This window comes from Kitasatospora sp. NPDC056731, from assembly GCF_040687675.1.
Lineage (GTDB): Bacteria > Actinomycetota > Actinomycetes > Streptomycetales > Streptomycetaceae > Kitasatospora.
On record NZ_JBFBNR010000009.1, the window covers coordinates 187,723 to 212,421 of the forward strand.

A 24,699-nucleotide genomic window follows, 5' to 3' on the forward strand; every position below is an offset into this window, starting at 1 on the left:
GAACGCCTCATGAACGGAGTGACCATGGCCGCTCTCTCCCGCCGCACCCTGCTGGCCGCCGGTGCGGCCTCCGCCGCCACCCTGGCGACCGGCTGCGGAAGCAACAGCGCCGACAAGCCGATGGTCGGCTCGGCCGTCCCCCCCACCGGCGCGGCCGTCGACGAGAGTGCCGGCCCCACGGACACCGCCGAGCCGCAGGCCGTCCTGATCGGCGACGGCTCCACCTCCGACACCGGGGCCCAGCCCCACCAGCCCACCCCCGAGCGGCTCAAGGCCGGCGAGAGGCCGCCGCAGTTCGTGGTCTTCTCCTGGGACGGCGCCGGCGAACTCGACAACGGCCTGTTCGCCCGCTTCCGCCGGCTGGCGCAGGAGCACAACGCCTCGATGACCTTCTTCCTCAGCGGCCTCTACCTGCTGCCCGAGTCCAAGAAGGACCTCTACCGCCCCCCGCAGCACAAGGTCGGCGCCTCCGAGATCGGCTACCTCACCGACCAGCACATCCACGACACCCTGGAGAACGTGCACGCGGCCTGGCTGGAGGGCCACGAGATCGGCACCCACTTCAACGGCCACTTCTGCGGCTCCACCGGCGTCGGCAAGTGGTCCCCGGAGGAGTGGGACAGCGAGATCCAGCAGGCCATGGACTTCGTGACGAACTGGCGCACCAACACCGGCTTCACCGACCTGCCGGCGCTGCCCTTCGACTACCACAGGGAGCTGGTCGGCAGCCGCACCCCCTGCCTGGAGGGCCAGCGCAACCTGCTGCCCACCGCGGTCAAGCGCGGCTGGCGCTACGACAGCAGCGGCAACGGCACCCAGGTGTGGCCGCAGAAGATCCAGGGCGGCGCGCTCTGGGACCTCCCGCTGCAGTCCATCCCCTTCCCCGGGCACACCTTCCAGGTGCTGTCGATGGACTACAACATCATGTACAACCAGTGCGGCCCCAACACCAAGGCCGACCCGGCGCTCTACCCGGGCTTCCAGGCCCAGGCCCGCGACTCCTACCTGCTGGGCTTCGACCGCACCTACAACGGCAACCGGGCGCCCTACGTCATCGGCAACCACTTCGAGGAGTGGAACGGCGGCATCTACATGAACGCCGTCGAGGACGTGCTCCGGACGATCGCGGACAAGCCGGAGGTCCGGCTGGTCTCGTTCCGCCAACTGGTGGACTGGCTGGACGCCCAGGACCCGGCGGTGCTGCGCAAGCTCCAGGGCCTCGCCCCGGGCCAGGCGCCGACCGGCGGCTGGGAGGCCTTCCTCGGCACCCCCGGGACGCCGCCGGTGCCCGCCGCCGGCTGACCCTCAGGACCGGGTCCGGACCCGGCCGGAGAGCAGCGCCCCCAGCAGCGCCACGCCGGCCATGGCCAGCAGGATCACCGCGAACGCCACGGGCGACCCGGCGGCACCGGAGGAGCCGGTGGCCCCGGCACCCTCGTGGGCGGCGGCGAGCGAGCCGCCGCCCAGCACCGCGAACATCACTCCCGCCAGGCCCGTCAGCAGGACGTTGCCGAGCGCGTCGCTCATCTGCAGGGCCGCCGAGTTCACCCCGGCGTCCTCCGGCGCGGAGAGCTTCATCATCAGCACGCTGACGCTCGCGACCGTCAGTCCCATCCCGATGCCGCCGACGCCCCAGGCCACCGCCGCCACCCAGGCCGGCACCGCCGGGACCAGCACCAGCGCGGCGCCCGCGATCGCCACCGCGGTCAGCACGAACCCGCCCCGGATCATCGCCTCGCGGTAGCGCTCGGCCCCCGGCCGCCCCTGCAGCCAGGAGCCCAGCGCCCAGGTGAGCCCGCCGCTGGTCAGAGTGAGCCCCGACATCGTCGGCGAGAGGCCTCGCTCGGTGGTCATCATCAGCGGGACGAAGGCCTCGGCCCCGAGGAACGCCCCGGCCGCCAGTCCGCGCAGCAGGATCACCGCCGGCAGCCCCCGCCCGGCCCGCAGGGTCCGCTCGGGCAACAGCCCCAGGACGGCCGGCACCAGCAGCGCCGCCCCGACGGTCCCGGGGAGCAGCCCGATCAGGTCGTGCCGCCCGCCCGCGTACTGCAGCAGGCCGGCACCGAGCGCCGCCATCGCGGCCAGCAGGGTGCGCCGGCGGTCGAACTCCGCGCCCCTGGCCACCGGGTGCTCCCGCTCGGAGCGGGTCAGCGCGGGGCCCATCACGGCCAGCGGCAGCAGGATCAGCACCGGCACGGCCAGGAACACCCAGCGCCAGCCGAGGTGCTGGGTGATCGCGCCGGAGACCAGCGGCCCGATGATCGAGGGCAGCACCCAGGCCGAGGAGAAGGCCGCGAACACCGCCGGCCGCAGCCGCTCCGGGTAGGCCCGGCCGACCACCACGTACAGCGCGACGATCACCAGCCCGCCGCCCAGGCCCTGGATCGCCCGCCCGGCCACGAACACCCACATGCCCGGCGCCGTCCCGGCCACCACCAGGCCCACGCCGAACACCGCGATGCCGGTGAACAGCGGCTGCAACGGTCCGCGCCGGTCGCACCACTGCCCGGAGACGACCAGCGCGAACAGCGTGGTGGTGAAGTAGCCGGAGAAGGCGAAGGCGTACAGCCCGATGCCGTTCAGCTGGCGGGCCGCGGTCGGCATCGCGGTGTTGACGGCGGTCGCCTCGAAGGCGATCACCAGGACCACCGACACGATCCCCAGCGTCAGAGCGCGGTAGCGGCCGCTGAGGACCCCGCCACCGGGGTCGGGTTCGGAGGGTATCGAGGCGGAGTCGACCGAGGTGGGGGAGGCAGTGGTCATACGTAACATCGTAAGGGCCGTCTGCCTTCATGACCCCTGACCCGAGTCGGTGATCAGCTAGTCCGCAGGGCTTAGGACCAGGGTCAGGGGAAGCTCAGGCGGCGGTCAGTGGAGCACCTTCAGGCCGACCACGCCGGAGACGATGAGCAGCAGGCAGCCGATCCGGGCCGCCGTCACCGCGTCCCCCAGGACGGCCATGCCGTAGAGCGCGGTGCCGACCGCACCGATGCCGACCCAGACCGCGTAGCCGGTGCCGATCGGAATGGTGCGCATCGCGTACGCCAGCCCGCCCATGCTCAGCAGCAGGGTCACACCGAAGACGAGGCTGGGGGTGAGCCGGGAAAAGCCCTTGGACGACTCCAGGGCCACCGCCCACACGGTCTCCAGGACACCCGAGATGATCAGAACGAGCCATGCCATGACGGCCTACCTCCGCAGTCCACAGCGGCCGGATTGCCGCTGAACTGCGCCGTCTTGTCGTCACCGGGTACGACGCGCTCGTCCGGGGCGGCCGGGCAACCGACCACCTGGTTCCGACCGTAGCACAAGCCGCCATACAGAATTTACATTCCACCGTTGACGGCCCCCCGCGCATTCCGCCACTATGAATTCACTGGCCGTGTGCCCGAGTGGCTTAGGGAACCGTCTGCAAAGCGGTGTACACGGGTTCGATTCCCGTCATGGCCTCGCCGGAAATGGAATTGCCGGTCGACATTCCGTCGACCGGCAATTCCTGTTTCCGCCATTTCCGGGGCGGTCGGCCGAAACCGCCGCCCCCGCCCTTCAGACCGCGACCGCGTCCTCCGGCCGGATCGGCAGCCGGCCGACCGGCAGGCCGGTGGCCGCCCGGACGGCGGCGGCCACCGCCGCCGGGGCGACCACCGCGGGGGCGGCGCTGACCGCCTTGGCCCCGAAGGTGGCGACCACGTCCCGCTCCTCCAGCAGGGCGGCGATCCGTACCTGCGGGGTGTCCAGCGCGGTGGGCAGCCGGTAGCCGGTGAGCGAGGGGTTCAGCAGCACGCCGCCCTCGGTGCGCAGGTCCTCCAGCAGCGCCAGGCCGACGCCCTGGGCCACGCCCGCCTCGATCCGGTCCTCGATCTGCCGCGGGTTCAGCGCCCGGCCGACGTCCTGGGCGACCGTCATCTCGACCACCCGGACGGCGCCCAGCTCGATGTCCACGTCCACCACCGCGCGCATCGCGCAGAACGCGATCGACACGAAGGCGTCGCCCTGCCCGGACTCGTCCAGCGGCTCGGTGGGGTGCGGGCGGCACTGGGCCGTCGCCCAGAGCTCCTTGCCCTCCAGCGCCTCGGCGACCGGCATGCCGAGCACCCCGTCGTACGAGGTGATCTTGCCGTCGGCGATCTGCAGCAGTTCCACCGACATCCCGAAGTTGGCGGCGATCGGCTGCAGCAGCTGGTGGCGGACCATCAGCGCGGCGCGCTCGACGGCGCCGCCGGAGACCCAGGTGTGCCGGCCGCGGGCGGAGGGACCGGCGATCGACTGGTCGCTGTCGGCCGGCGCGATGTACACCTCGCTGACGCCCAGCACGGTCTGCACGATCTGCCGGGCCAGCGTGGCGAAGCCCTGTCCGGAGTCGACGGCCGCGCAGATCACCGTGGCGTGGTCGCCGCTGACCCGCACGGTGGCGGTGGAGACCTCGTCCTCGCCCTCGGCGCCGAGCATGTGCACCATGCCGACGGCGTAGCCGATCCCGCGCCGCACCGCCGCCGGGTCGCCGGCGCCACCGGGCCCGCCCGGCAGCAGCCACTCGGCGTCCGGGTCGTCCACCGGCAGGGCCGGCAGCGGCTCGGCCGCGACGGCCTCCAGCAGCGCGCCGACCGGCGCCGGGCAGGTGACGGCCTGTCCGGTGGGCATCGGGTCGCCGGTGGCCATCGCGTTGCGACGGCGGATCTCCACCGGGTCCACGCCGATCCGGGCGGCCAGCTGGTCCAGCTGCGACTCGTAGGCGAAGCAGGCCTGCAACGCGCCCTCGCCGCGCATCCGCCCGGCCGGCGGGTTGTTGGTGCGCACCGCCCAGGCGTCCACGAAGACGTTCGGGCAGACGTACGGGCCGACCGAGAACGCGGTGGCGGCGGCCAGCGCCTCGGCGGAGACGTCCGCGTACGCGCCGCCGTCCAGCAGGATCTGCGCCTCGACCTTCACCAGGGTGCCCTCGGCGTCGGCGTGGTGGCGGTAGCGCAGCAGCGCGGGGTGGCGCGAGGGATGGGTGTGGAAGGACTCCTCGCGGGTGAGGGTCATCTTCACCGGGCGGCCGGTGCGCAGCGCCAGCAGCGCCAGGGTGACCTGGAAGGAGAGGTCCTCGCGGTCGGTGGTGGCCCCCGGCACGCCGGTGACCACCAGCCGGACCCGGTCGGGCTCCAGGCCGAGGCAGGCGGCGGTGCGGTCGCGGTCGCCGTGCGGGTCGGTGGAGGACAGGTGCAGTTCGACGCCGCCGTCCGGGCGCGGTACGGCCAGCCCGGCCTCGGCGCCGAGCGGGGCCGGGTCCTGACGGCCGACCTGGTAGAGGCCCTCGATGATGATCTCGCCGGCCGCGTCCGGGTCCCCGGTGCGCAGCGGCAGGTGGCGGAACAGGTTGCCGTCCGGGTGCAGCGACGGGGCGGTGAAGGCCTGCTCGGGGTCGGTGACGGCCTCCAGCGGCTCGTAGTCGACCGCGATCAGACCGACCGCCAGCCGGGCGGTGTCCGGGTGGTCGGCGGCCACCGCGGCGATCGGCTCGCCGTGGTGACGCACCACGCCCGCGGCCAGCACCGGCCGGTCGGCGACGATCGGCCCGGCCGGGGCGCCGTCCGGGGCGCCGTCCGGGCCGGGCGGCAGGTCGGCGGCGGTGACCACGGCGTGCACGCCGGGCAGCGCGAGCGCCGCCGCGGTGTCGATGCCCCTGATCCGGGCGTGCGGGTGCGGCGAGCGCAGCACCGCACCCCAGAGCAGCCCCTCGGCCCACAGGTCGGCCGCGTACGGGTAGATGCCGAGCGCCTTGGGCAGCGCGTCGCTGCGCAGCGGTGAGCTGCCCAGGCCGAACGGCTCCGGTGCGCCGCCCTCGCCGCCGTCCTGCTGGAGTGCTGCGCCGATGTCGGTAGGCGACGTCATGATGCGTGGTCGTCCTCGGGGAGCCGGATGCCGTGGGCGGGGGTGGCGCCGTACGGGACGCCGGCCGGGGCGGTGCCACCGGCCGGAGCGCCGTGCGGGGGCGTGGCGACGTAGGGCGTGCCGTGCGGGGGCGTGCCGTCGAAGGCGGCCCCGGGCAGCGGCGTGCCGTGCGCGGGGGTGGGTTCGTAGACCGGGGCGTCGTACCCGGCGTCGTAGCCGTTCTGCTGCGGGTAGCCGCCGGGCACGTAGGTGCCGTGGGCGGGGGTGCCCTGGTACGGCTGCTCGGGGTAGCCCTGCGGCGGGTAGTACACCTGGTCGTCGGCGGTCTGGGCGGGGATGCCCTGGACCGGCGTCAGGACGGCGGTGTCGTACACGCCGGTGTCGTAGCCGCCCTGGCCGTCGCCGTACGGCTGGTCGGCGCCGGCCGGGGGCTGCTCGGCGGGCGGCTGCGGGACGTGCTCGATCCAGGCGTCGGCGTCGGCGTAGACCGGCGGTTCGGCGGCCTGCTGCGGTCCGGCGGCCGCTTCCCCGGCGGGCTGGTCGGCGGCCTGGTCGGTGGCCGGTGAGGCGGCCTGGGCGGCGGTCGCGGCGGCCGTCTCCTCCGCCTCCTCGACGTCCTCGGCGCGCGCGTCGGCGATGCTCTGGACGGCGGCCAGCACGCCGCGGTAGCCGGTGCAGCGGCAGAGGTTGCCGCAGAGCGCTTGGCGGGCCTCGACCTCGGTCGGGCGGTGGTTGCGCTGGAGCAGGTCGTGCACCGCCATCGCCATGCCGGGGGTGCAGTAGCCGCACTGCACCGCGCCGGACTCGGCCAGCGCCTGCTGGACGTCGCTCGCGCCGCCGGCGGCCGACAGGCCCTCGACGGTGTTGATCTCGCTGTCGGCGGCCAGCGCGGCGGGCACCAGGCAGCCGGCCACCAGCTGGCCGTCCACCTGCACCGAGCAGGCTCCGCACTCGCCCTGCTCGCAGCCGTCCTTGGCGCCGGCCAGGCCGAGCCGCTCGCGCAGCACGTAGAGCAGGCTCTCGCCGATCCAGGCGTCGGTGACGGGCCGTTCGAAACCGTTGACCCGCAAGGTGTACGAGGCGCACGGGCGCAGCTCGCGGCTGACCTGCGGGGTGAGGCCGAGCGGGTCGGCGTCGAGGGTCTCGATGGGGTCTGTGGTCACTTCAGCGCCCTTCCCAGTGCCCGTCGGGCCAGCACCGATACGGTACGCCGCAGCCGAACGGCGGCCGCGCTCGGCCCCTCGGTCGCGGCCTCCCAGGCGCCTTCGGCGCCGTAGCTGTCGGGGACGCAGGCGGCGGCCACGTACTCGCCGAAGGCGGCGGTCGCGGCCGGGTCGATCTCCCGGCTGCCGTCCCAGTCGATGCAGCCGGCGACCCAGGCCTCGGCCTCCAGCGGGCGCAGCGGCACCGGTGCGACGGCGCCGACCGCGCAGCGCACGGCGCGCCGGGCGGGGTCGAGGACCAGCGCGACGGAGGCGGTGGCGCGGGCCGGGCCGCTGCGGCCGGTGGCCTTGAGGAAGACCTGCGGGGCGTGCAGCAGCGGGACGCGCACCCAGGTGAGGAGTTCGCCGGGGCGCACCGGGTCGAGGCCGGTGAGCAGGTGACTGACCGGCACCTCGCGGCTGGCGCCGGCCCGGGCGAGGGTGACGCTGGCCTCCAGGGCGGTGAGCACCGGGAGGGTGTCGCCGGCCGGGGCGGCGGTGACGATGTTGCCGCCGAGGGTGCCGACGTTGCGGACCTGCGGCGGGCCGGCGGTGCGAGCGGCGTCCGCGAGCGCGGGGATGAGCGCGGCGAAGTCGGGGCGGTCCATCCGGGCGTGGGTGAGTCCGGCGCCGAGGACGGCGGTGCCGCCGTCCTCGTAGCGCCAGCCGCGCAGTTCGGTGATCCGGCCGAGGCCGACCAGGGCGGCGGGGCGTAGCCGTCCGGCGTTGACGGCTTCCATCAGGTCGGTGGCGCCGGCCACCGGTACCGCGGCCGGGGTGGCGGCCAGCGCGTCGACGGCCTCGTCGAGGGAGGCCGGCAGCATGATCGTCCGGTTCACCTGGGTCCCACCGTGCTCCACTTGCTCATCGATCGGCTGCCGCCCGCGGCCTTCGGCCGTGGTGTCCGCGTCAGCAGCCCGGCCTGGCCCGTAGGGTACGGGCGATCGGGCCGGGTTGGGCAACTCTGGCACACAATGCTCGATGATCATTTCGGGGCAGGTGAACGGGACTGCCCGATTGGGACGGATACCGGGCGGTATCTGCCCAGGCCCGAACCGGACCTGGGCAGATGTTCATCTGTTCTTGACGTCAGATGACCACTCAGAAGTTCCCGCAAGAGCAAGTCCGTCGCGCTCAGCGCACCGGCGGCGGGCCCTCGATCGGCCGGCCGGCCACCCCGGGCCAGCGCTGCCACGGGCGCGGGCCGTCCGCCGGGCGGTACTCCACGCCGAGCGCGTCCAGCACCTTCAGGTGCGCCTCCAGCCGGTGCTCGAAGCCGGCGTAGTCGCGCTCGGCCGGATCGGTGGGCAGGTCGGACCAGGCGACCTCGGCGAAGGCCACCAACCGGGGGAAGGCCCGGTAGTCGATGTCCCGGGCGCTGTCCATGAACTCGCTCCACAGGTTTGCCTGGGTGCCGATCACGTGCCGGGCGGCCGTCTCGTCCAGCTGCCCGGGCACCGGCTCGAAGCGGTACACGTCCTCCAGCGTGCGCACGAAGCCGACCGGGATCGGCTCGTCCGGGCCGTCGGCCTGCCGGTGGTCGAAGTAGACGTGCTGCTCGGGGCACATCACCACGTCGTGCCCGGCCTTGGCCGCGGCGACCCCGCCGCCGAACCCGCGCCAGGAGGAGACGGCGGCGCCCGGGGCGAGCCCGCCCTCCAGGATCTCGTCCCAGCCGATCAGCCGGCGGCCGCGCTCGGCCAGCCAGCGGTCGAAGTGCCGGATCACGAAGCTCTGCAGCTCGTCCTCGTTGGCCAGGCCGAGCTCGCGGATCCGCGCCTGGGCGGCCGCGCTGTCCTTCCACTGCTCCTTGGGGCACTCGTCGCCGCCGAGGTGGATGAACTCGGACGGGAAGAGCTCCAGGACCTCCTCCAGCACGCCCTCGAAGAAGCGCAGGGTGTCCTCGGAGGCGTTGAGCACGTTGTGGCTGACGCCCCAGTCCGTCCAGACGCCGAGCGCCGCGGTGTCCACCACGTCGGTGTTGCCCAGCTCGGGGTAGGCCGCGACGGCGGCCTGGGTGTGCCCGGGCAGGTCGACCTCCGGGACGACGGTGACCCCGCGCGCGGCCGCGTAGGCGACGATCTCGCGCAGGTCGTCCTGGGTGTAGTAGCCGCCGTGCGGGCGGTCGTCGCGGCGCTGGCCGGCCCGGTAGCCGACCATCGAGCGGTCCCGCCAGGCGCCGCGCTCGGTCAGGCCGGGGTAGCGCTTGATCTCCACCCGCCAGCCCTGGTCGTCGGTCAGGTGCAGGTGCAGCACGTTGAGCTTGTGCGCGGCCAGCAGGTCGACGAAGCGCAGCACGTCCGACTTGGGCAGGAAGTGCCGGGCGACGTCGAGCAGCGCGCCGCGCCAGCCGAACCGGGGGGCGTCCTCGATGTCCGCGCCGGGCAGCACCCAGCCGGTGCCGCGCAGCGGGGACCGGCGGAAGGCGTCCGGGCCGAGCAGCTGCCGCAGGGTCTGCGCGCCCCACAGCGCACCGGCCGGCCCGCCCGCGGCCATCAGGGCGTGGCCGGGGCGCACCGTGATCCGGTACGCCTCGGCGGCCAGCGCGTCGTCCTGGACCAGTTCGATGCCCGTGCCCGGCCGACCCGGGCCGAGCGGCAGCCCGGTGGCCGCGGTCAGCGTGGTGCGCAGCCACCGCTCGGCGTCGGCCAGCCCGGGCGGAGCGGTCAGCGTGGTGGCGTCGTCGAGGGGGAAGTCCTCGTCCGGGCGGCGGACGGCACTCGAAGGCACGGGAATGAGGTCCATTCCGACATCCTGCCCCCGCCCCGGACGACTGGCATAGACCACTTCGGAAACTCGGCACTATGCAAAACGGCACTGTGCACAATCACACCGTGCACAACGGCGCCGGGCACCGGCCCGCGGCGGCCGGTGCTACTTGCCGCCGTTGTTGTCGTCGCCGCCCTGCGGCTTGCCGATGCCGTCGTAGATCTCCTTGCACATCGGGCAGACCGGGTACTTCTTCGGGTCGCGCCCGGGCACCCAGACCTTGCCGCAGAGCGCCACCACGGGCGAGCCGGAGAGCGCGCTCTCCATGATCTTGTCCTTCTGGACGTAGTGCGCGAAGCGCTCGTGGTCGCCGTCCCCGTGGGACACCTGGGGGACTGGCTCGACCAGGGTGCCGGTGCCGAGGCCGCGCTCGGGCTCAAGAGTGCTCATAGGTGCCAAGTCTATGGGCGCCCCGCGAAACCCGGCCAGTATCGCGACGGCGGCCCGTACGTCAGTTCAGCGTCGGGTCGTCCGGATAGGTCGCGAGCAGCGCCAGCGGGCCGCGCTGGCGGCGCAGCACCGAGCGCCACAGCCGCTCCGGCTCCGGGCTGGAGATGTCCCCCGGCTCGCAGTCCACCAGGTACCAGGCGCCGCTCCCCAGCTCCGTCTCCAGCTGGCCCGGCGACCAGCCGGCGTACCCGGCGAAGATCCGCAGCGCGCCCAGCTCGCCGGCCAGCACCTCGGGCGGCGCCTCCAGGTCCACCAGGCCGATCGCGCCGTGCACCCGCCGCCAGCCGAGCGGCTCGCCGGTGCCCGGCTCCCCCGGCGCCACGGCGAGGCCGAGCGCCGAGTCCAGCGCCACCGGTCCGCCCTGGAACACCACGGCGGGCTGCCCGACCAGCCGCCCCCAGCCGTCCAGGACGCTGCCCACCTCGACCGGCGTCGGCCGGTTGAGGACCACGCCGAGCGCCCCCTCGACGTCGTGGTCGAGGAGCAGCACCACCGCCCGGGCGAAGTTCGGGTCGGTGAGCAGGGGCGTCGCGACGAGCAGACGGCCGGTGTGGGACCGTCCTGCGTGCGAGTGGGCCGCCGTCATGCCCACATGATCCCGCAGAACGGCCGGGGTCGGACACCTCAACGATCGAAACCCCGCCACGCCGGACAAACACCCGAACGGCCCCTCCGGCGGGCGGGAGCGAGCCCGGAGAGAGGACCATCACGGGAGAGGCTCACGGGAACCATCGGCACGCCCACTACCATCTACGGATGGTGGACGCCCTTCTACGGTGCCGACTCGGTTTTGCCGGGGGCCCGAGCGCGCCCGTACCAACCGGTCCACCACCGGCTCTCTACCGGAGCCTTCCCACCCCTCTGGCACCCCGGATTGCGAGAACGATGACCGACGACGTCCTGCTGGTCCACGGCGGAAACCCGCTCGAAGGCGAGATCCGCGTCCGCGGTGCGAAGAACCTGGTGCCCAAGGCCATGGTCGCCGCCCTCCTCGGCCAGGGCCCCAGCAGACTGCGCAACGTCCCGGACATCCGCGACGTCAAGGTGGTCCGCGGCCTGCTCCAGCTGCACGGGGTCACCGTGCGGACCGGCGACGAGGACGGCGAGCTGATCCTCGACCCGTCGCACGTGGAGAGTGCGAACGTCGCCGACATCGACGCGCACGCGGGCTCCTCGCGGATCCCGATCCTGTTCTGCGGCCCGCTGCTGCACCGCCTCGGCCACGCCTTCATCCCGGGCCTGGGCGGCTGCGACATCGGCGGCCGCCCGGTCGACTTCCACTTCGAGGTGCTGCGCCAGTTCGGCGCCACCATCGAGAAGCACCCGCAGGGCACCTACCTGGTCGCCCAGCAGCGCCTGCGCGGCACCAAGATCGAGCTGCCCTACCCCTCGGTCGGCGCGACCGAGCAGGTGCTGCTCACCGCCGTCCTCGCCGAGGGCGTCACCGAGCTGCGCAACGCGGCCATCGAGCCGGAGATCGTCGACCTGATCTGCGTGCTGCAGAAGATGGGCGCGATCATCACCCTGGGCACCGACCGGACCATCCTGATCACCGGCGTCGACGAGCTGGGCGGCTACACCCACCGCGCGCTGCCGGACCGCCTGGAGGCCGCTTCCTGGGCCTGCGCGGCGCTGGCCACCAGGGGCGACATCTACGTCCGCGGCGCCCGCCAGCTGGAGATGATGACCTTCCTGAACACCTTCCGGAAGGTCGGCGGCGCCTTCGAGGTGGAGGACGAGGGCATCCGCTTCTGGCACCCGGGCGGCGAGCTCAAGGCGATCGCCCTGGAGACCGACGTGCACCCGGGCTTCCAGACCGACTGGCAGCAGCCGCTGGTCGTCGCCCTGACCCAGGCCACCGGCCTGTCCATCATCCACGAGACGGTGTACGAGTCGCGGCTCGGCTTCACCGGCGCGCTCAACCAGATGGGTGCGCACATCCAGCTGTACCGCGAGTGCCTGGGCGCCACCCCGTGCCGCTTCGGCGCGCGCAACTTCCTGCACTCGGCGGTCGTCTCCGGCCCGTCCAAGCTGATGGGCGCCGAGCTGGTCATCCCCGACCTGCGCGGCGGCTTCTCGTACCTGATCGCGGCGCTGACGGCCGAGGGCACCTCGACCGTGCACGGCATCGACCTGATCAACCGCGGCTACGAGAACTTCATGGACAAGCTGCGCGACCTGGGCGCCCACGTCGAGCTGCCGTCCGAGCAGCTGGTCGACGCCTGACCCGCAGGGCCCGTAGGCCTACGGGCCTACGGGCCTACGGGCCCGTAGGCCACGACGAGAGGCCGGGCTCCCCCAGAAGGGGAGCCCGGCCTCTCGGGCGTTCAAGGGGTGGTTCAGGCGCCCTTGGCGGCTTCCTTCAGCTTGGAGCCGGCGCTCACCTTGGCGCTGTAGCCGGCCGCGATCTGGATCGGCTCACCGGTCTGCGGGTTGCGGGCGGTGCGGGCGGCGCGGTGGGTGCGCTCGAAGGTCAGGAAACCGGGGATGGTGACCTTCTCGTCGCCCTTGGCGACGACCTCGCCGACGATCTCGGCGAAGGCGGCCAGAACGGCGTCGGCGTCCTTGCGGGTCACCTCGGCGCGCTCGGACAGCGCGGCCACCAGCTCACTGCGGTTCATGTGTACTCCTGTGGTCTGTTCGCTTGCGGTGTGCGGGGGCCCATCGGTACTCCCACCGGGGGGCACCCGGATAGGCCGCAGGTCCGCACACTGTGCTCATGCAGGCAATGCGTGGTCGCAGGCCGGGTCCGTACCCGATGCCGCGCGCCGGTGCCGTCGAAGGCCCGTCCGCCTGCCTGGATACGAATCCTGCCCCGACCGGCCCCGAGAAAGCCAATCGGGCCCCGGCCACGACACCCGAACGAACCCCGCCCGTTGGAGGTGTGACGCTCCGTCGGCTCCGGCGGACCGGGCCCGGGCGGCGGTCGGGACGACGCGCCGGAAGACCAGGGGGACGTTCCGTACTTGTCGGACACGCCTGCCCCGTGCAGGGCTACCGTACGCCCTAGGCACGACAAGCCCAAACACGCCCCTCGCCCTTGTGTCGCAAGGGTTCGGGGCGGACTCGGACGGGTAAGGCCGCTATTCGGACATTTGACCGATCAGCGACACGTCGGCCGCCTCGCCGGTCAGAGCTTGACGGTGGGGAAGGAGGAGGCGTCGAGCGTGCCGACGATGCCCGGGGTCGGACGGGCCGGCTCCGTGCTCTCCTGGACGCCCGCCAGCGCCGCCTCGCGCACCGCCGAGGCGACCGTCTTGGCGACGTCCTTGTGGAAGACGCTCGGGATGATGTAGTTGGCGTTCAGCTCGTCGTCGGCGACGGTGGTGGCCAGCGCCCGGGCGGCGGCGATCATCATCTCGGTGTTGACGGTGCGGCTCTGGGCGTCCAGGAGGCCGCGGAAGACACCCGGGAAGACCAGCACGTTGTTGATCTGGTTGGGGAAGTCGCTGCGGCCGGTGGCGACCACGGCGGCGGTCTGCCGGGCGATGGCCGGGTCGACCTCCGGGTCCGGGTTGGCCAGCGCGAAGACGATCGAGTCCTCGGCCATGGTGGCCAGGTCGTCGCCGTCCAGGACGTTCGGGGCCGAGACGCCGATGAAGACGTCGGCGTCCGCCACGGCCTCCTTGAGGCTGCCGGTGCGGCCCGAGCGGTTGGTGTGCTCGGCGATCCAGCGCAGGCTGTCGTTGAGGTCCTCCCGGCCCTGGTGGACCACACCGCGCACGTCCGCCACGGTGGCGTGCTCGACGCCGGCCGCCAGCAGCAGCTTGAGGATCGCGGTGCCGGCGGCGCCGGCGCCCGACATCACCACCCGGATGTCGCTGATCTCCTTGCCGACCACCTTCAGCGCGTTGGTGAGGGCGGCCAGCACCACGATCGCGGTGCCGTGCTGGTCGTCGTGGAAGACCGGGATGTCCAGGGCCTCGCGCAGCCGGGCCTCGATCTCGAAGCAGCGCGGCGCGGAGATGTCCTCCAGGTTGATGCCCGCGAAGCCGGGGGCGATCGCCTTGACGATGGCCACGATCTCGTCGGTGTCCTGGGTGTCCAGGCAGATCGGCCAGGCGTCGATCCCGGCGAAGCGCTTGAACAGGGCCGCCTTGCCCTCCATGACCGGCAGCGCGGCGGCCGGGCCGATGTTGCCCAGGCCCAGCACCGCCGAGCCGTCGGTGACCACGGCGACGCTGTTGCGCTTGATGGTGAGGCGGCGGGCGTCCTCGGGGTTCTCGGCGATCGCCAGGCAGACCCGGGCGACGCCCGGGGTGTAGATCATGCTGAGGTCGTCGCGGTTGCGGATCGGGAGCTTGGACGACATCTCGATCTTGCCGCCGAGGTGCATCAGGAAGGTGCGGTCCGAGACCTTGCCGATCGACACGCCGTCGATCGCCCGCAGCTTCTCGACGATCTCCTCGCCGTGCGCGACGGAGGAGGCCGCCACCGTGACGTCGATCCGCAGCGCCTCCAGGCCGGAGGCGGTGACGTCGAGACCGGTCACCGAACCGCCGGAGGACTCCACGGCCGTGGTGATCGCACTGACGGCGTTGCCCCGGGCCGGGACCTCCAGCCGCACCGTGATCGAGTTGGAGACACTGGGCACCGTCGCCATCGACGCTTCCTTCTTCCGTCCGTGCGGCAGGTTCAACATTTTGTTGAAGGCATCGCCTGCGCATGCTAGACCTCGATCGTCGCACCTTCCAAGGGGTAGCCAGAAATAACGTTCATTGAGTGTGTGGACCCGACAACTTCTTGCCTCTCCGGGCCGATGCGTTACATTGGACGGGACACCGGCTCGATCCAAGCCCCCGGGCCCAACCTTCGTCCCTTCGAGGGACCACTTGCCGCGAGGCGAGCATGGCGGGTCGGTGTCACTAACGTCTGAAGGCCCCTCACCATCCGGTGAGGGGCCTTCTTCGTCCGGCGGACCGGCCGTCAGCCGTGCAGCAGCGCGGGCACGCCGGCCGCGTCCGGCAGGTCGTCCGGACCGGACAGCACGGTCAGCCGCTGGGTCGCCCGGGTGAGCGCCACGTACAGCACCCGCAGGCCGGCCTCCGACTCGCCGGCGATGCCGGTCGGGTCGGCCACCACGGTCGCGTCGTACTCCAGGCCCTTCGCCTCCAGGCTGCCCAGCACCACCGCCCGCTCGCCCAGGCCCTCGGCCCAGCCGGCCGCCTCGGCCCGGCGGTCCATCGGCACCACGATCGCCACGGTGCCGTCCACCTCGCCCAGCAGCCACTCCAGCTCCGCCCGGGCCGCCGCGCCGAAGGCCTCCGGGGCGGGATCCACGACGGCCGCGAAGCGCGGCTCGACGCCGACCCGGCGCACCGCGGTCGGCGACGGGGTGCCCGGCGCGGCCAGCGCCAGCACCTTGGCCGCGACCTCGGCGATCTCGGCCGGGTTGCGGTAGTTGACGGTCAGCGTGAAGCGGCGGCGCGGCTTGCCGGACAGCACCTCGTCCAGCGCGGCCTGCGCCTCCTGCGGGAACGGCCAGGAGGACTGCGCCGGGTCGCCGACGATCGTCCAGGTCGCCATCCGGGCCCGGCGGCCGATCATGCGCCACTGCATCGGGGTGAGGTCCTGCGCCTCGTCCACGATCACGTGCGCGTACTCGGTGCGCTCGACGGGGACGCGCTCGCGCTGACGGGAGCTGCGGTCGGCGAAGGTGGTGACCTCCTCCAGCCCGCTCAGCAGGTCCACCGCGTTCACCTCGCGCACCTTCGGCCGGGCCGCCTCGCCGAGCAGCACCTGGAGCTCGTCCACCAGCGCGACGTCGTGCGCGGACAGCGCGCCCTCTCCCTTCGGGGACAGCTGGCGCCAGGACGCCGCCAGCAGCCTCGCCTCGTCCGGGGAGACGGCGCGGCGGGCGATCCGGTTGATGTGCCGGTGCTGCTTGAGCGTGCCGAGCACCCGGCGCGGGGTCACGGCGGGCCACCAGGCGTCCAGGAAGTCCAGGAACGGCGCCTCGTCCGAGACGTACTCGTCGAAGGACTCCTTCTCCTCCTGGCGCTGCTCGCGGGCGTAGTGGTCGGTCGGCTTCGGCAGGTGCCGGGTGAGCTCCTGCCACAGGGCGTCCAGCAGCAGCCGGCGGGCGCGCGGGCGCAGCAGGTTCAGCGGGGTACCGCCGGCGCCGATCACGTTGCCGCGCACGGCCTTGAGCCGGCCCGCGTCCAGCTTGAGCACCTCGCCGCGGGCGACCACCTTCAGCTCCTGCGGCGCGCCCAGCTCCAGCGCGGCCCGGGCGGCCCGGTGCAGCAGCTGCACCATCCGGCCCGAGCCCTTGACCCGGGCCGCCTCCGGACTGTCGTAGGTGCCCGCCTCGATGCCGTCCACCAGCGAGCCGACCGCGCGGATGGCGACCTGCCCCTCCTCACCGAGCGAGGGCAGCACGCCCTCGGTGTAGGAGACCAGCAGCGGGGTCGGCGAGACCACCAGGATGCCCCCGGCGTAGCGGCGGCGGTCCTGGTACAGCAGGTACGCGGCGCGGTGCAGGGCGACGGCGGTCTTGCCGGTGCCCGGACCGCCGGTGACGAGCGTGGCGCCGGCGGCGGCCGCCCGGATCACCTCGTCCTGCTCCTTCTGGATGGAGGAGACGATGTCGCGCATCGAGTGGCTGCGGGCGCGGCCGAGCGAGGCCATCAGTGCGCCGTCGCCGACCACCGCCAGCTCGCGGCCGTTCAGGGTCGGGGTGAGGTCGGGACGCAGCAGGTCGTCCTCGACGCCGATCACCCGGCGCCCCTTGGAGCGGATCACCCGGCGGCGGACCACCCGGCCCGGCTCGACCGGGGTGGCGCGGTAGAACGGCGCGGCGGCGGGCGCCCGCCAGTCGATCACCAGCGGCCCGTACTCGGCGTCCAGCACGCCGAGACGGCCGATGTGCAGGGTCTCGGCGACGGCCGGGTCGGCCGGGTCGAGCGGCGTGTCGGAGGGGATGCCGTGTTCCTCCGGGGCGTCCGCCCGCTGGAGGTCGATCCGGCCGAACAGGAAGTCCTCGAACTCGTTGTTCAGGCGCTGGAGGTGGGCACCGGCCCGGTAGACCTGGGCGTCGCGCTCGGCGAGCGCGCCGGGGGTGCCGACCTGGACCCGCTTGGCGGCGTCCTCCAGGATGTACTCGGCCTCGGCAAGCTTCTCCTCCAGCCGGTGGTAGACGGTGTCGAGGTGCTGCTGCTCACCGGCGATCTCGCGCTCGCGTACGGTCTCGCGGTCGGTGGCGGCGGTGGTGTCCGTGTTGCTCTGCATGGCCTCGGTGGTAGCGGCGGAATCCGGCTCCGGAAAACGAGCGGACGGATGATCCTACGCCCCAACCGGGGTAAACGTGAAGGCCGCCCACCGCAAAGCGGTGGACGGCCTTCACTGTCAACATGGGGTGGTGGAGATGCCGGGAATCGAACCCGGGTCCAGTGGAGTTAATTCAGGGCTTCTCCGAGCGCAGTCCGCTGTGATTTTCTCGGCCCTGGCAGTCACACGGACAAGCCGCCAACAGGCCCAGCTGCTGTTTGATTTCCCATCCGCCCTCGCAGCCCGGGCGGACGGTTGAGTTCCCTAGATTATGCCAGGGTCCGGGTCGGGAACTCCCCGGTCTGACACCCAAGCGCTATCGGTGCTTATTAGGCAGCGAGAGCGAACTGCTGGGAATCGCGCTTAGAGTTGGCGATTATTTTTTTGCGACACGTGGTTAACGAGATCATTGCCGCGTTCCTCGGCTCGCTTCCCCTGTTTCAACATCCCCTGTCGAAACCGATCATCCCCATGTTTTGTTGAGAAACAGCCGGACGGTGACCGTCCGTGTTGCTGACGCCATAGTACGCGAGGCGGCGGGTGAGGGTCCAGCGGATTAACCCTGGCGCCGCCGGGCGGCCGCCACCGCGCGGGCCGTCTCGCGGGTGTCCTGCTTCTCGCGCAGCGTCTGCCGCTTGTCGTACAGCTTCTTGCCGACCGCGAGCGCGAGTTCGAGCTTCACCCGGCCGTCCTTGAAGTACAGCGAGAGCGGGACGAGCGTGTGGCCCGCGTCGCGGACCGTGCTCTCGATCTTGCGGATCTCCAGCCGGTGCAGCAGCAGCTTGCGCTTGCGCCGGGCCGCGTGGTTGGTCCACGTCCCCTGGGTGTACTCGGGGATGAACACGTTGTCGATCCAGGCCTCGTGGTTCTGGATGTAGGCGTAGCCGTCGACCAGGTTGGCCCGCCCCTCGCGCAGTGACTTCACCTCCGTGCCGGTGAGCACGAGGCCGCACTCATAGGTGTCGAGGATCGTGTACTCGTGTCGCGCCTTCTTGTTCTGCGCGATCAGCTTCTGTCCGGTTTCCTTTGCCATAGCGCGGCCATTCTCGCACTTCGGCCGGTTCGGGGCAGCCCCTTTAGGCCCGGGTGCCGAGCCCGGCCAGCACCCGCAGGGCGAGCGCGTCGGCGTCCTCGCCGGCCGCCGCCGGGACGTCCGGGGTCAGGCCGGAGCCCTCCGGGGAGCGGCCGGCCGGGGTGTAGTAGCGGCCGACGGTCAGCTCCAGCACGGCGCCGTCGGCGAGCCGGCTGGGCTGCTGGACGGTGCCCTTGCCGAAGGTCCGGGAGCCCACCACCACGGCGCGGCTGCGGTCCTGGAGCGCGCCGGCGAGCAGTTCGGCGGCGCTCATCGTGCCGCCGTCGACCAGCACCACCAGCGGGGTGCGCTGGTCGCCCCCGGGCGGGGCGGTCAACTCCCTGGTCTCGCCGCGCTCCTGGTACGAGCCGACCGGGCCGCCGTCCAGGAAGATCCCGGCGGTGCCGGCGGCCTCCTCGACCAACCCGCCCGAGTTGCCGCGCAGATCGAGCACCACACCGGCGTGCGGAGCGCGCAGAGCGGCGCGCACCTGATCGGTCACGCCGCTGGTGAAGGCCCGTACGGCGATCCGCAGCACGCCCTTCTCCACCTGCTCGGCGGTGACCTGCCGACTGTCCAACAGGGCGCGCCGCAGCCGCAGTTCGCGGACCTCGCCGGCACCGCGCCGCACGGCGAGGGTGACCTCGGAGCCCACCCCGCGCTCGCCGTCGCGCCCGCGCAGCCGGGCCACCACCTCGGTGACCGGCAGGTGGTCGGCCTGGTCCTGGTCGATCCGCAGCAGCCGGTCGCCGGCCTCGATCCCGGCCGTGGCGGCCGGCCCGGCGGGCGCGACCTGGGAGACCGCGGTGGCGCCGTCCTCGCCGCGGCCGACCGAGAGCCCGACGCCCAGGTAGCGGCCGTCCAGTCCCTGGCTGAACGCGGCGTACTCCTGGGCGCTGTAGTAGGCGCCCCAGCGGTCGCCGTTGGCCCCGAGCAGGTGCTCGGCCTGCTGCTCGGACAGCGCGGTGCCGGCCGGGTCCGCCGGGAGGCCCGGGGCGGCGCCCGCGACCGGGGCGGCGCCGGCGGCCGGGTGCCGTGGCGGGTCGCCCCAGGCGCCGGTGGCGGCGCCGGCGATCAGCACGACGCCGAACACCAGGCTGAGGGTGGCCACCTGACGTGCCCTGCGCGGAGTTTCCAGCATGGCACCGGAGTGTAGACACCGTGTCGGGCGCGACGGGCCACAACGGCGGGCGAAACGACGGCGGCCCCGGACGGCGCAGTGCCGTCCGGGGCCGCCGGGGCCGGAGGTGGTCAGACCTTGAGGTACTTGCGCAGGGTGAAGAACGCCGCCACGCCGGCCATGCCCATACCGACCACGATCAGCAGCGGTATCACCGCGAGCACCGAGCCGAGGCCGATGAAGTGGATGAACTGCACCCGGTCGGCCAGCCAGTTCTGGACGAAGAAGTGCCCGCCGACCAGCAGCCCGGAGGCCATGGCCGCGCCGAGCAGCGCGGAGAACGCGGCCTCGGCGATGAACGGCATCTGGACGTAGAAGTTCGAGGCACCGACCAGGCGCATGATGCCGGTTTCGCGCCGCCTGCTGTACGCCGACACCCGGACGGTGTTGACGATCAGCAGCAGGGCGACGAACAGCATCAGCACCATGATCACGAAGGCCGCCGTCTGGAGGCCGTTGAGCAGGCCGAACAGGTTCTCCAGGATCTTCCGCTGGTCCTCCACCGACTTGACGCCGGGTTTGCCCGCGAAGGCGCTCTGGATGACGTCGTACTTGGTCGGGTCGTTCAGCTTGACCCGCCAGGACTGCGGCATCGCGTCCGGGCCCAGGACGGAGATGAGCGGGTTGTCCGGGTTCATCTCCTTCCAGTGCTTGTACGCCTCGGCGGAGCTCTCGAAGGCCGACGACTGGACCACCGAGTCCATCTTGTCCAGCTGGGCCTTGATGTCCTGCACCTGCTGGTCGGTGGCCGCACCCTTGTCGCACTGCGGCGAGTTGCGCGCGTCCGACTTGGTGCAGAAGTAGATGCTCACCTCGACCTTGTCGTACCAGTACCCCTTCATGGAGTTCACCTGGTCGCGGACCAGGAGCGAGGAACCGGCCAGGGCGAGGGAGAGCGCGACACTGACCACGACCGCGATGGTCATCGTCAGGTTGCGGCGGAGACCCACACCGATCTCCGACAGGACGAACTGGGCACGCATGCGGGTAACAACTCCAGGGTCGGTACTGCTGGTCTGGCGACGCGGGCGGACGGCCCTACGGGTTCAGCGCCGGCTGCGCCGGTCGGTCAGTGCTGGTATCCGTAGACGCCGCGGGCCTGGTCGCGGACGAGCAGCCCCTTGTCGAGCTCGATGACGCGCTTGCGCATCTGGTCGACGATGGCCTGGTCGTGGGTGGCCATCAGCACCGTGGTGCCGGTGCGGTTGATACGGTCGAGCAGCTTCATGATGCCGACCGAGTTCTGCGGGTCGAGGTTGCCGGTGGGCTCGTCCGCGATCAGCAGCATCGGACGGTTCACGAACGCGCGGGCGATCGCCACGCGCTGCTGCTCACCACCGGAGAGCTCGCCCGGCATGCGGTCCTCCTTGCCGCCGAGGCCGACCAGCTCCAGCACCTCGGGCACCACCTTGTTGATGGCGCTCTTGGGCTTGCCGATCACTTCGAGGGCGAAGGCGACGTTCTGCGCGACCGTCTTGTTGGGCAGCAGGCGGAAGTCCTGGAAGACGGTGCCCAGCTGGCGGCGCATGTGCGGCACCTTCCAGTTGGACAGCTTGCCGAGGTCCTTGCCCAGCACGTGCACCTCGCCCGTAGAGGGGCGCTCCTCGCGCAGGCACAGGCGCAGGAAGGTGGACTTGCCCGAGCCGGACGAGCCGACCAGGAAGACGAACTCACCCTTCTCGATCTCCAGCGAGACGTTGTCCAGGGCGGGACGGTTCTGCTTGGGATAGGTCTTGGAGACGTTGTCGAATCTGATCACGGCTGCATCACGGAGGCCATCCTAGGCGGCGCCAGTCCTCGGTCGGTCCACCCCGGGCGCCCGGCCCTGGGGCGGGTGGCGGGAGCGGAAAGGGCCGCTCCCGGTCTGGGACCATACGCGAATCGGCGGTCGGTGCGCAGGGCCCGCCCAGGACAGCCGTCGAAATCTGGGGGAGAATGTCTGGTTATGCCCCGAAAATTGGGAGGCATCTCACAGCCCGGGAGCCGGAACGGTCAGAACCTGGCAGAGTGGAGGTGGCGTCCGTGTTCGGGCGCTCCCCCGCACAGGGCAAGAAGAGGAACCAAAGCCCCGTCCGGTGCGTTGGCTGTAGCAGCGAGGAGGAGATCGCATGACCTGCGACCATCTGGTGTGCGCCAACTGCAACGGCCGCGTGAGTGACGGGCGCTGCGCGGTCTGCCGCGCCAACCGGGCCCGGCTGCAGGAGCAGCAGGGTCCGTTCGCGGCGCTCTCCCCCGCGATGCTGCTGGCCCTGCTGGCCGGTCTGCTCGCGGTGGCGCTGATCGCCCGACAGGCACTGGCCTGACCCCACCGAGGCATACGAAAGGGCCCCCGACCACTGCGGTCGGGGGCCCTTTCATATGCCTGCGCCTACTGCGCGGCGGTCTCGCGCTGCTTGCGCCAGCGGATGCCGGCCTCGATGAAGCCGTCGATGTCGCCGTCCAGCACGCCCTGCGGGTTGCCGACCTCGTACTCGGTCCGGACGTCCTTGACCATCTGGTACGGGTGCAGCACGTAGGAGCGCATCTGGTTGCCCCAGGAGCTGCCGCTGTCCTTGAGCGCGTCCATCGCCGCCCGCTCCTCCTGGCGGCGCCGCTCCAGCAGCTTCGCCTGGAGGACGTTCATCGCGGACGCCTTGTTCTGGATCTGCGAGCGCTCGTTCTGGCAGGAGACCACGACACCGGTCGGGAGGTGCGTGATGCGCACCGCCGAGTCGGTGGTGTTGACGCCCTGGCCGCCGGGGCCGGAGGCGCGGTAGACGTCGATCCGCAGGTCGCCCTCGTCGATGTCGACGTGGTCGGACTGCTCGACGACCGGGAGCACCTCGACACCGGCGAAGGAGGTCTGCCGGCGGCCCTGGTTGTCGAAGGGCGAGATGCGGACCAGGCGGTGGGTGCCCTGCTCGACCGACAGGGTGCCGTAGGCGTACGGCGCCTTGACCGTGAAGGTCGCGGACTTGATGCCGGCCTCTTCGGCGTACGAGGTGTCGTACACCTCGGTGGGGTACCCGTGCCGCTCGGCCCAGCGCAGGTACATGCGCATCAGCTGCTCGGCGAAGTCGGCGGCGTCGACGCCACCGGCCTCGGCGCGGATGTTGATCAGCGCCTCGCGGGCGTCGTACTCGCCGGACAGGAGGGTGCGGACCTCCAGCTCCTCGACCGCCTTCTGGAGGGAGACGAGCTCGGACTCGGCCTCGACCCGGGTGTCCGCGTCGTCCTCGGCCTCGGCCAGCTCGAACAGCACACCCAGGTCGTCGATGCGGCTGCGCAGGCCCTCGACCTTGCGCAGTTCGCCTTGGAGGAAGGAGAGCCGGCTGGTCACCTTCTGCGCGTTCGCGATGTCGTCCCACAGGTTGGGGGCGCCTGCCGCCTCCTCCAGGACAGCGATGTCGGCCCGGATCTTGTCCAGGTCGAGGACGGCCTCGATCGACCCCATGGTCGTTTCGAGGTTCTTGAGCTCTTCGGAAGGATCGACGGCTGCCACGCCCCCAGGGTAATGGTTCCGGGGGTGGTCATGACGACACCGGGGTCCTCCGGCTCTCTCGGGACCCGCCCGACGGCCCGCTACGGCGCCCGCGGGGCCGTGCCGGACACCGTCGGGCGGGCCGGGTGACCGGCGTCCGGGGCGGTGGCCGCGAAGGCCGTCCAGGCCGCGGCGGCGCCCGCCAGCAGCAGGACGGTGGCCAGCAGGACGGCCAGCACCCGGCGGCGGCGCAGCAGCGCCTGCCGGTCCCGGCGGTGCCCGGTGCCCGGGGCGGTGCGCTGGGCGCGGGACTCCGCGGCGTACGCGGCCAGCTCGTCCGCGGAAGGGCGGCGCAGGCTGGTGTGGGTGTCCCGGGTGGAGTCGGGGGCGACGCCGGGCACCAGCGGGACGGCCGGGCCCCGGCGGCGCTTGTGGATGCCCGGGCCGGCGTCCACCTCGGCGTACACGGCCTCACCGGGGGTCAGCGCCTCCTCCGCCGGGGCGCGGCCCTGGGAGGGGACGGCCAGCACCGGCAGGCCGGCCAGCGAGGGCAGCTGCTCGCGCAGCCGGGCGGCCAGCTCGGCGGCCCGCAGCCGGGAGGCCGGGGCCTTGGCCAGGCACTCGGAGATGATCCGCCACAGCCCGTCCGGCAGGCCGGGGATCGGCGGCACCTGCTCGGTGACGTGCCGGCGCAGCACCGCGCCGGTGTGGCCGCCGCCGAACGGGGTGAACCCGGCCAGCAGCTCGTACAGCACGGTGGCGAGGGCGTAGATGTCGACGGCGGCGCGCGGCTCCAGGCCCTCGATGATCTCCGGGGCGAGGTAGTCGGGGGTGCCGATGATCCGGGTGGCCCGGGTGCGGCGCGGGGCGTCGACCAGGCGGGCCACGCCGAAGTCGGTGAGCTTGGCGCGCGGGGCGCCGCCGGGGCCGGGGGCGGCGGCGAGGTCGAGCAGGACGTTCTCCGGCTTGACGTCGCGGTGGACGATGCCGGCGGCGTGCGCGGCGGCCAGACCGTCGGCGACGTCCGCGATGACCGAGGCGGCGGTCTGCGGCGGGAGCGCGCCGTCGCGCTCCAGCCGGGAGCGCAGGTCGGTGCCCTGGACCAGCTCCATCACCAGGGCGAGGTCGCTGCCGTCCACGACCATGTCGCGCACGCCGACCACCCGGGGGTGGTCGAGGCTGGTCAGCGCGGCGCGCTCCTGGACGAAGCGGCCGACCAGCACCTGGTCGGCGGCCAGGTCCTCGCGCAGCAGCTTGACCGCCACCGGGCCGTCGGGCCCCTCACCGAGCCAGACCGTCCCGGCCGAACCCCGGCCGATCACCTGGTGGACCGTGTACCGGCTGCCGATCTTGCGTGCCAATGCTGCTCCGTGGGCGGCGCGGGAGCGCGCCCGGGGGTCCGGTGCGCTCGATGGGGCGGGAC

The 24,699-nt window shown here is 72.6% G+C and carries 19 protein-coding genes, 1 tRNA gene, 1 other RNA gene, 1 pseudogene and 1 riboswitch; of the genes and pseudogenes, 4 read left to right on the forward strand and 18 right to left on the reverse strand.

The window, feature by feature from the left end:
* The first annotated feature begins 24 nt into the window (after positions 1-24).
* The gene (locus AB0R04_RS12135) at positions 25-1,302 is read left to right on the forward strand and encodes a hypothetical protein (RefSeq protein WP_363370318.1); all 1,278 of its coding nucleotides are present in this window, start codon (positions 25-27) and stop codon (positions 1,300-1,302) included.
* 3 nt (positions 1,303-1,305) lie between these two features.
* Here AB0R04_RS12135 and AB0R04_RS12140 read toward each other — a convergent pair whose 3' ends face one another.
* Both AB0R04_RS12140 and AB0R04_RS12145 read right to left on the reverse strand, forming a co-directional pair.
* Positions 1,306-2,763: an MFS transporter gene (locus AB0R04_RS12140; protein WP_363370319.1), complete on the reverse strand. Its 1,458-nt coding sequence runs from the start codon at positions 2,761-2,763 to the stop codon at positions 1,306-1,308.
* A gap of 105 nt (positions 2,764-2,868) precedes the next feature.
* On the reverse strand, positions 2,869-3,183 hold the full coding sequence (locus AB0R04_RS12145; RefSeq protein WP_063349183.1) for an SMR family transporter: 315 nt from the start codon (positions 3,181-3,183) through the stop codon (positions 2,869-2,871).
* 43 nt (positions 3,184-3,226) lie between these two features.
* Positions 3,227-3,293: riboswitch (guanidine-III (ykkC-III) riboswitch) on the reverse strand.
* A gap of 85 nt (positions 3,294-3,378) precedes the next feature.
* Between AB0R04_RS12145 and AB0R04_RS12150 the strand changes: the two genes are divergently transcribed.
* A tRNA-Cys gene (locus tag AB0R04_RS12150) sits at positions 3,379-3,450 on the forward strand.
* Between the two features lie 96 nt (positions 3,451-3,546).
* Here AB0R04_RS12150 and AB0R04_RS12155 read toward each other — a convergent pair.
* From AB0R04_RS12155 to AB0R04_RS12180, 6 genes and pseudogenes are all read right to left on the reverse strand, one after another.
* On the reverse strand, positions 3,547-5,874 hold the full coding sequence (locus AB0R04_RS12155; RefSeq protein WP_363370322.1) for a xanthine dehydrogenase family protein molybdopterin-binding subunit: 2,328 nt from the start codon (positions 5,872-5,874) through the stop codon (positions 3,547-3,549).
* Between the two features lie 635 nt (positions 5,875-6,509).
* Positions 6,510-6,956: pseudogene (locus AB0R04_RS12160) on the reverse strand ((2Fe-2S)-binding protein); the annotation flags it as partial.
* 77 nt (positions 6,957-7,033) lie between these two features.
* Positions 7,034-7,900 (reverse strand): FAD binding domain-containing protein, encoded by an 867-nt coding sequence (locus AB0R04_RS12165; protein ID WP_363370383.1) that lies wholly within the window; start codon positions 7,898-7,900, stop codon positions 7,034-7,036.
* A 310-nt stretch (positions 7,901-8,210) separates the two neighbouring features.
* Positions 8,211-9,821, reverse strand: a complete 1,611-nt coding sequence (locus tag AB0R04_RS12170) for a beta-N-acetylhexosaminidase (RefSeq protein ID WP_363370323.1) — start codon at positions 9,819-9,821, stop codon at positions 8,211-8,213.
* 129 nt (positions 9,822-9,950) lie between these two features.
* A complete protein-coding gene (locus AB0R04_RS12175; protein WP_063349181.1) occupies positions 9,951-10,235 on the reverse strand; it encodes a DUF3039 domain-containing protein in 285 nt (94 codons plus the stop codon).
* A gap of 61 nt (positions 10,236-10,296) precedes the next feature.
* Positions 10,297-10,881: a YqgE/AlgH family protein gene (locus AB0R04_RS12180; RefSeq protein ID WP_063349180.1), complete on the reverse strand. Its 585-nt coding sequence runs from the start codon at positions 10,879-10,881 to the stop codon at positions 10,297-10,299.
* Between the two features lie 299 nt (positions 10,882-11,180).
* On the opposite strand from AB0R04_RS12180, the gene murA reads away from it, so the two are divergent.
* On the forward strand, positions 11,181-12,521 hold the full coding sequence (murA, locus tag AB0R04_RS12185; protein ID WP_363370326.1) for a UDP-N-acetylglucosamine 1-carboxyvinyltransferase: 1,341 nt from the start codon (positions 11,181-11,183) through the stop codon (positions 12,519-12,521).
* A 113-nt stretch (positions 12,522-12,634) separates the two neighbouring features.
* On the opposite strand, the gene AB0R04_RS12190 is transcribed toward murA, so the two are convergent.
* The 8 genes from AB0R04_RS12190 to ftsE form a co-directional block, all read right to left on the reverse strand.
* Complete coding sequence (locus AB0R04_RS12190; RefSeq protein WP_030059737.1) at positions 12,635-12,916, reverse strand: HU family DNA-binding protein; 282 nt, start codon at positions 12,914-12,916, stop codon at positions 12,635-12,637.
* Between the two features lie 509 nt (positions 12,917-13,425).
* Complete coding sequence (locus AB0R04_RS12195; protein WP_363370328.1) at positions 13,426-14,898, reverse strand: NAD-dependent malic enzyme; 1,473 nt, start codon at positions 14,896-14,898, stop codon at positions 13,426-13,428.
* A gap of 323 nt (positions 14,899-15,221) precedes the next feature.
* The gene (locus AB0R04_RS12200) at positions 15,222-17,525 is read right to left on the reverse strand and encodes a UvrD-helicase domain-containing protein (protein WP_363370330.1); all 2,304 of its coding nucleotides are present in this window, start codon (positions 17,523-17,525) and stop codon (positions 15,222-15,224) included.
* Between the two features lie 128 nt (positions 17,526-17,653).
* Positions 17,654-18,035, reverse strand: a transfer-messenger RNA (tmRNA) gene (ssrA, locus tag AB0R04_RS12205).
* Positions 18,036-18,120: 85 nt separating this feature from the next.
* A complete protein-coding gene (gene smpB / locus AB0R04_RS12210) occupies positions 18,121-18,597 on the reverse strand; it encodes an SsrA-binding protein SmpB (RefSeq protein WP_063349176.1) in 477 nt (158 codons plus the stop codon).
* A 43-nt stretch (positions 18,598-18,640) separates the two neighbouring features.
* Entirely contained in the window at positions 18,641-19,777 is a 1,137-nt protein-coding gene (locus AB0R04_RS12215; RefSeq protein ID WP_363370332.1) for a S41 family peptidase, read from the reverse strand.
* A gap of 110 nt (positions 19,778-19,887) precedes the next feature.
* On the reverse strand, positions 19,888-20,799 hold the full coding sequence (gene ftsX / locus AB0R04_RS12220; RefSeq protein WP_063349174.1) for a permease-like cell division protein FtsX: 912 nt from the start codon (positions 20,797-20,799) through the stop codon (positions 19,888-19,890).
* A gap of 86 nt (positions 20,800-20,885) precedes the next feature.
* Positions 20,886-21,575 (reverse strand): cell division ATP-binding protein FtsE, encoded by a 690-nt coding sequence (gene ftsE, locus AB0R04_RS12225; RefSeq protein ID WP_063349173.1) that lies wholly within the window; start codon positions 21,573-21,575, stop codon positions 20,886-20,888.
* Between the two features lie 349 nt (positions 21,576-21,924).
* Between ftsE and AB0R04_RS12230 the strand changes: the two genes are divergently transcribed.
* On the forward strand, positions 21,925-22,119 hold the full coding sequence (locus AB0R04_RS12230) for a hypothetical protein (RefSeq protein WP_363370334.1): 195 nt from the start codon (positions 21,925-21,927) through the stop codon (positions 22,117-22,119).
* Positions 22,120-22,184: 65 nt separating this feature from the next.
* Here AB0R04_RS12230 and prfB read toward each other — a convergent pair whose 3' ends face one another.
* Positions 22,185-23,297, reverse strand: a complete 1,113-nt coding sequence (prfB, locus tag AB0R04_RS12235) for a peptide chain release factor 2 (RefSeq protein WP_063349171.1) — start codon at positions 23,295-23,297, stop codon at positions 22,185-22,187.
* An 80-nt stretch (positions 23,298-23,377) separates the two neighbouring features.
* A complete protein-coding gene (locus tag AB0R04_RS12240) occupies positions 23,378-24,637 on the reverse strand; it encodes a serine/threonine-protein kinase (protein ID WP_063349170.1) in 1,260 nt (419 codons plus the stop codon).
* Positions 24,638-24,699 lie beyond the last annotated feature (62 nt).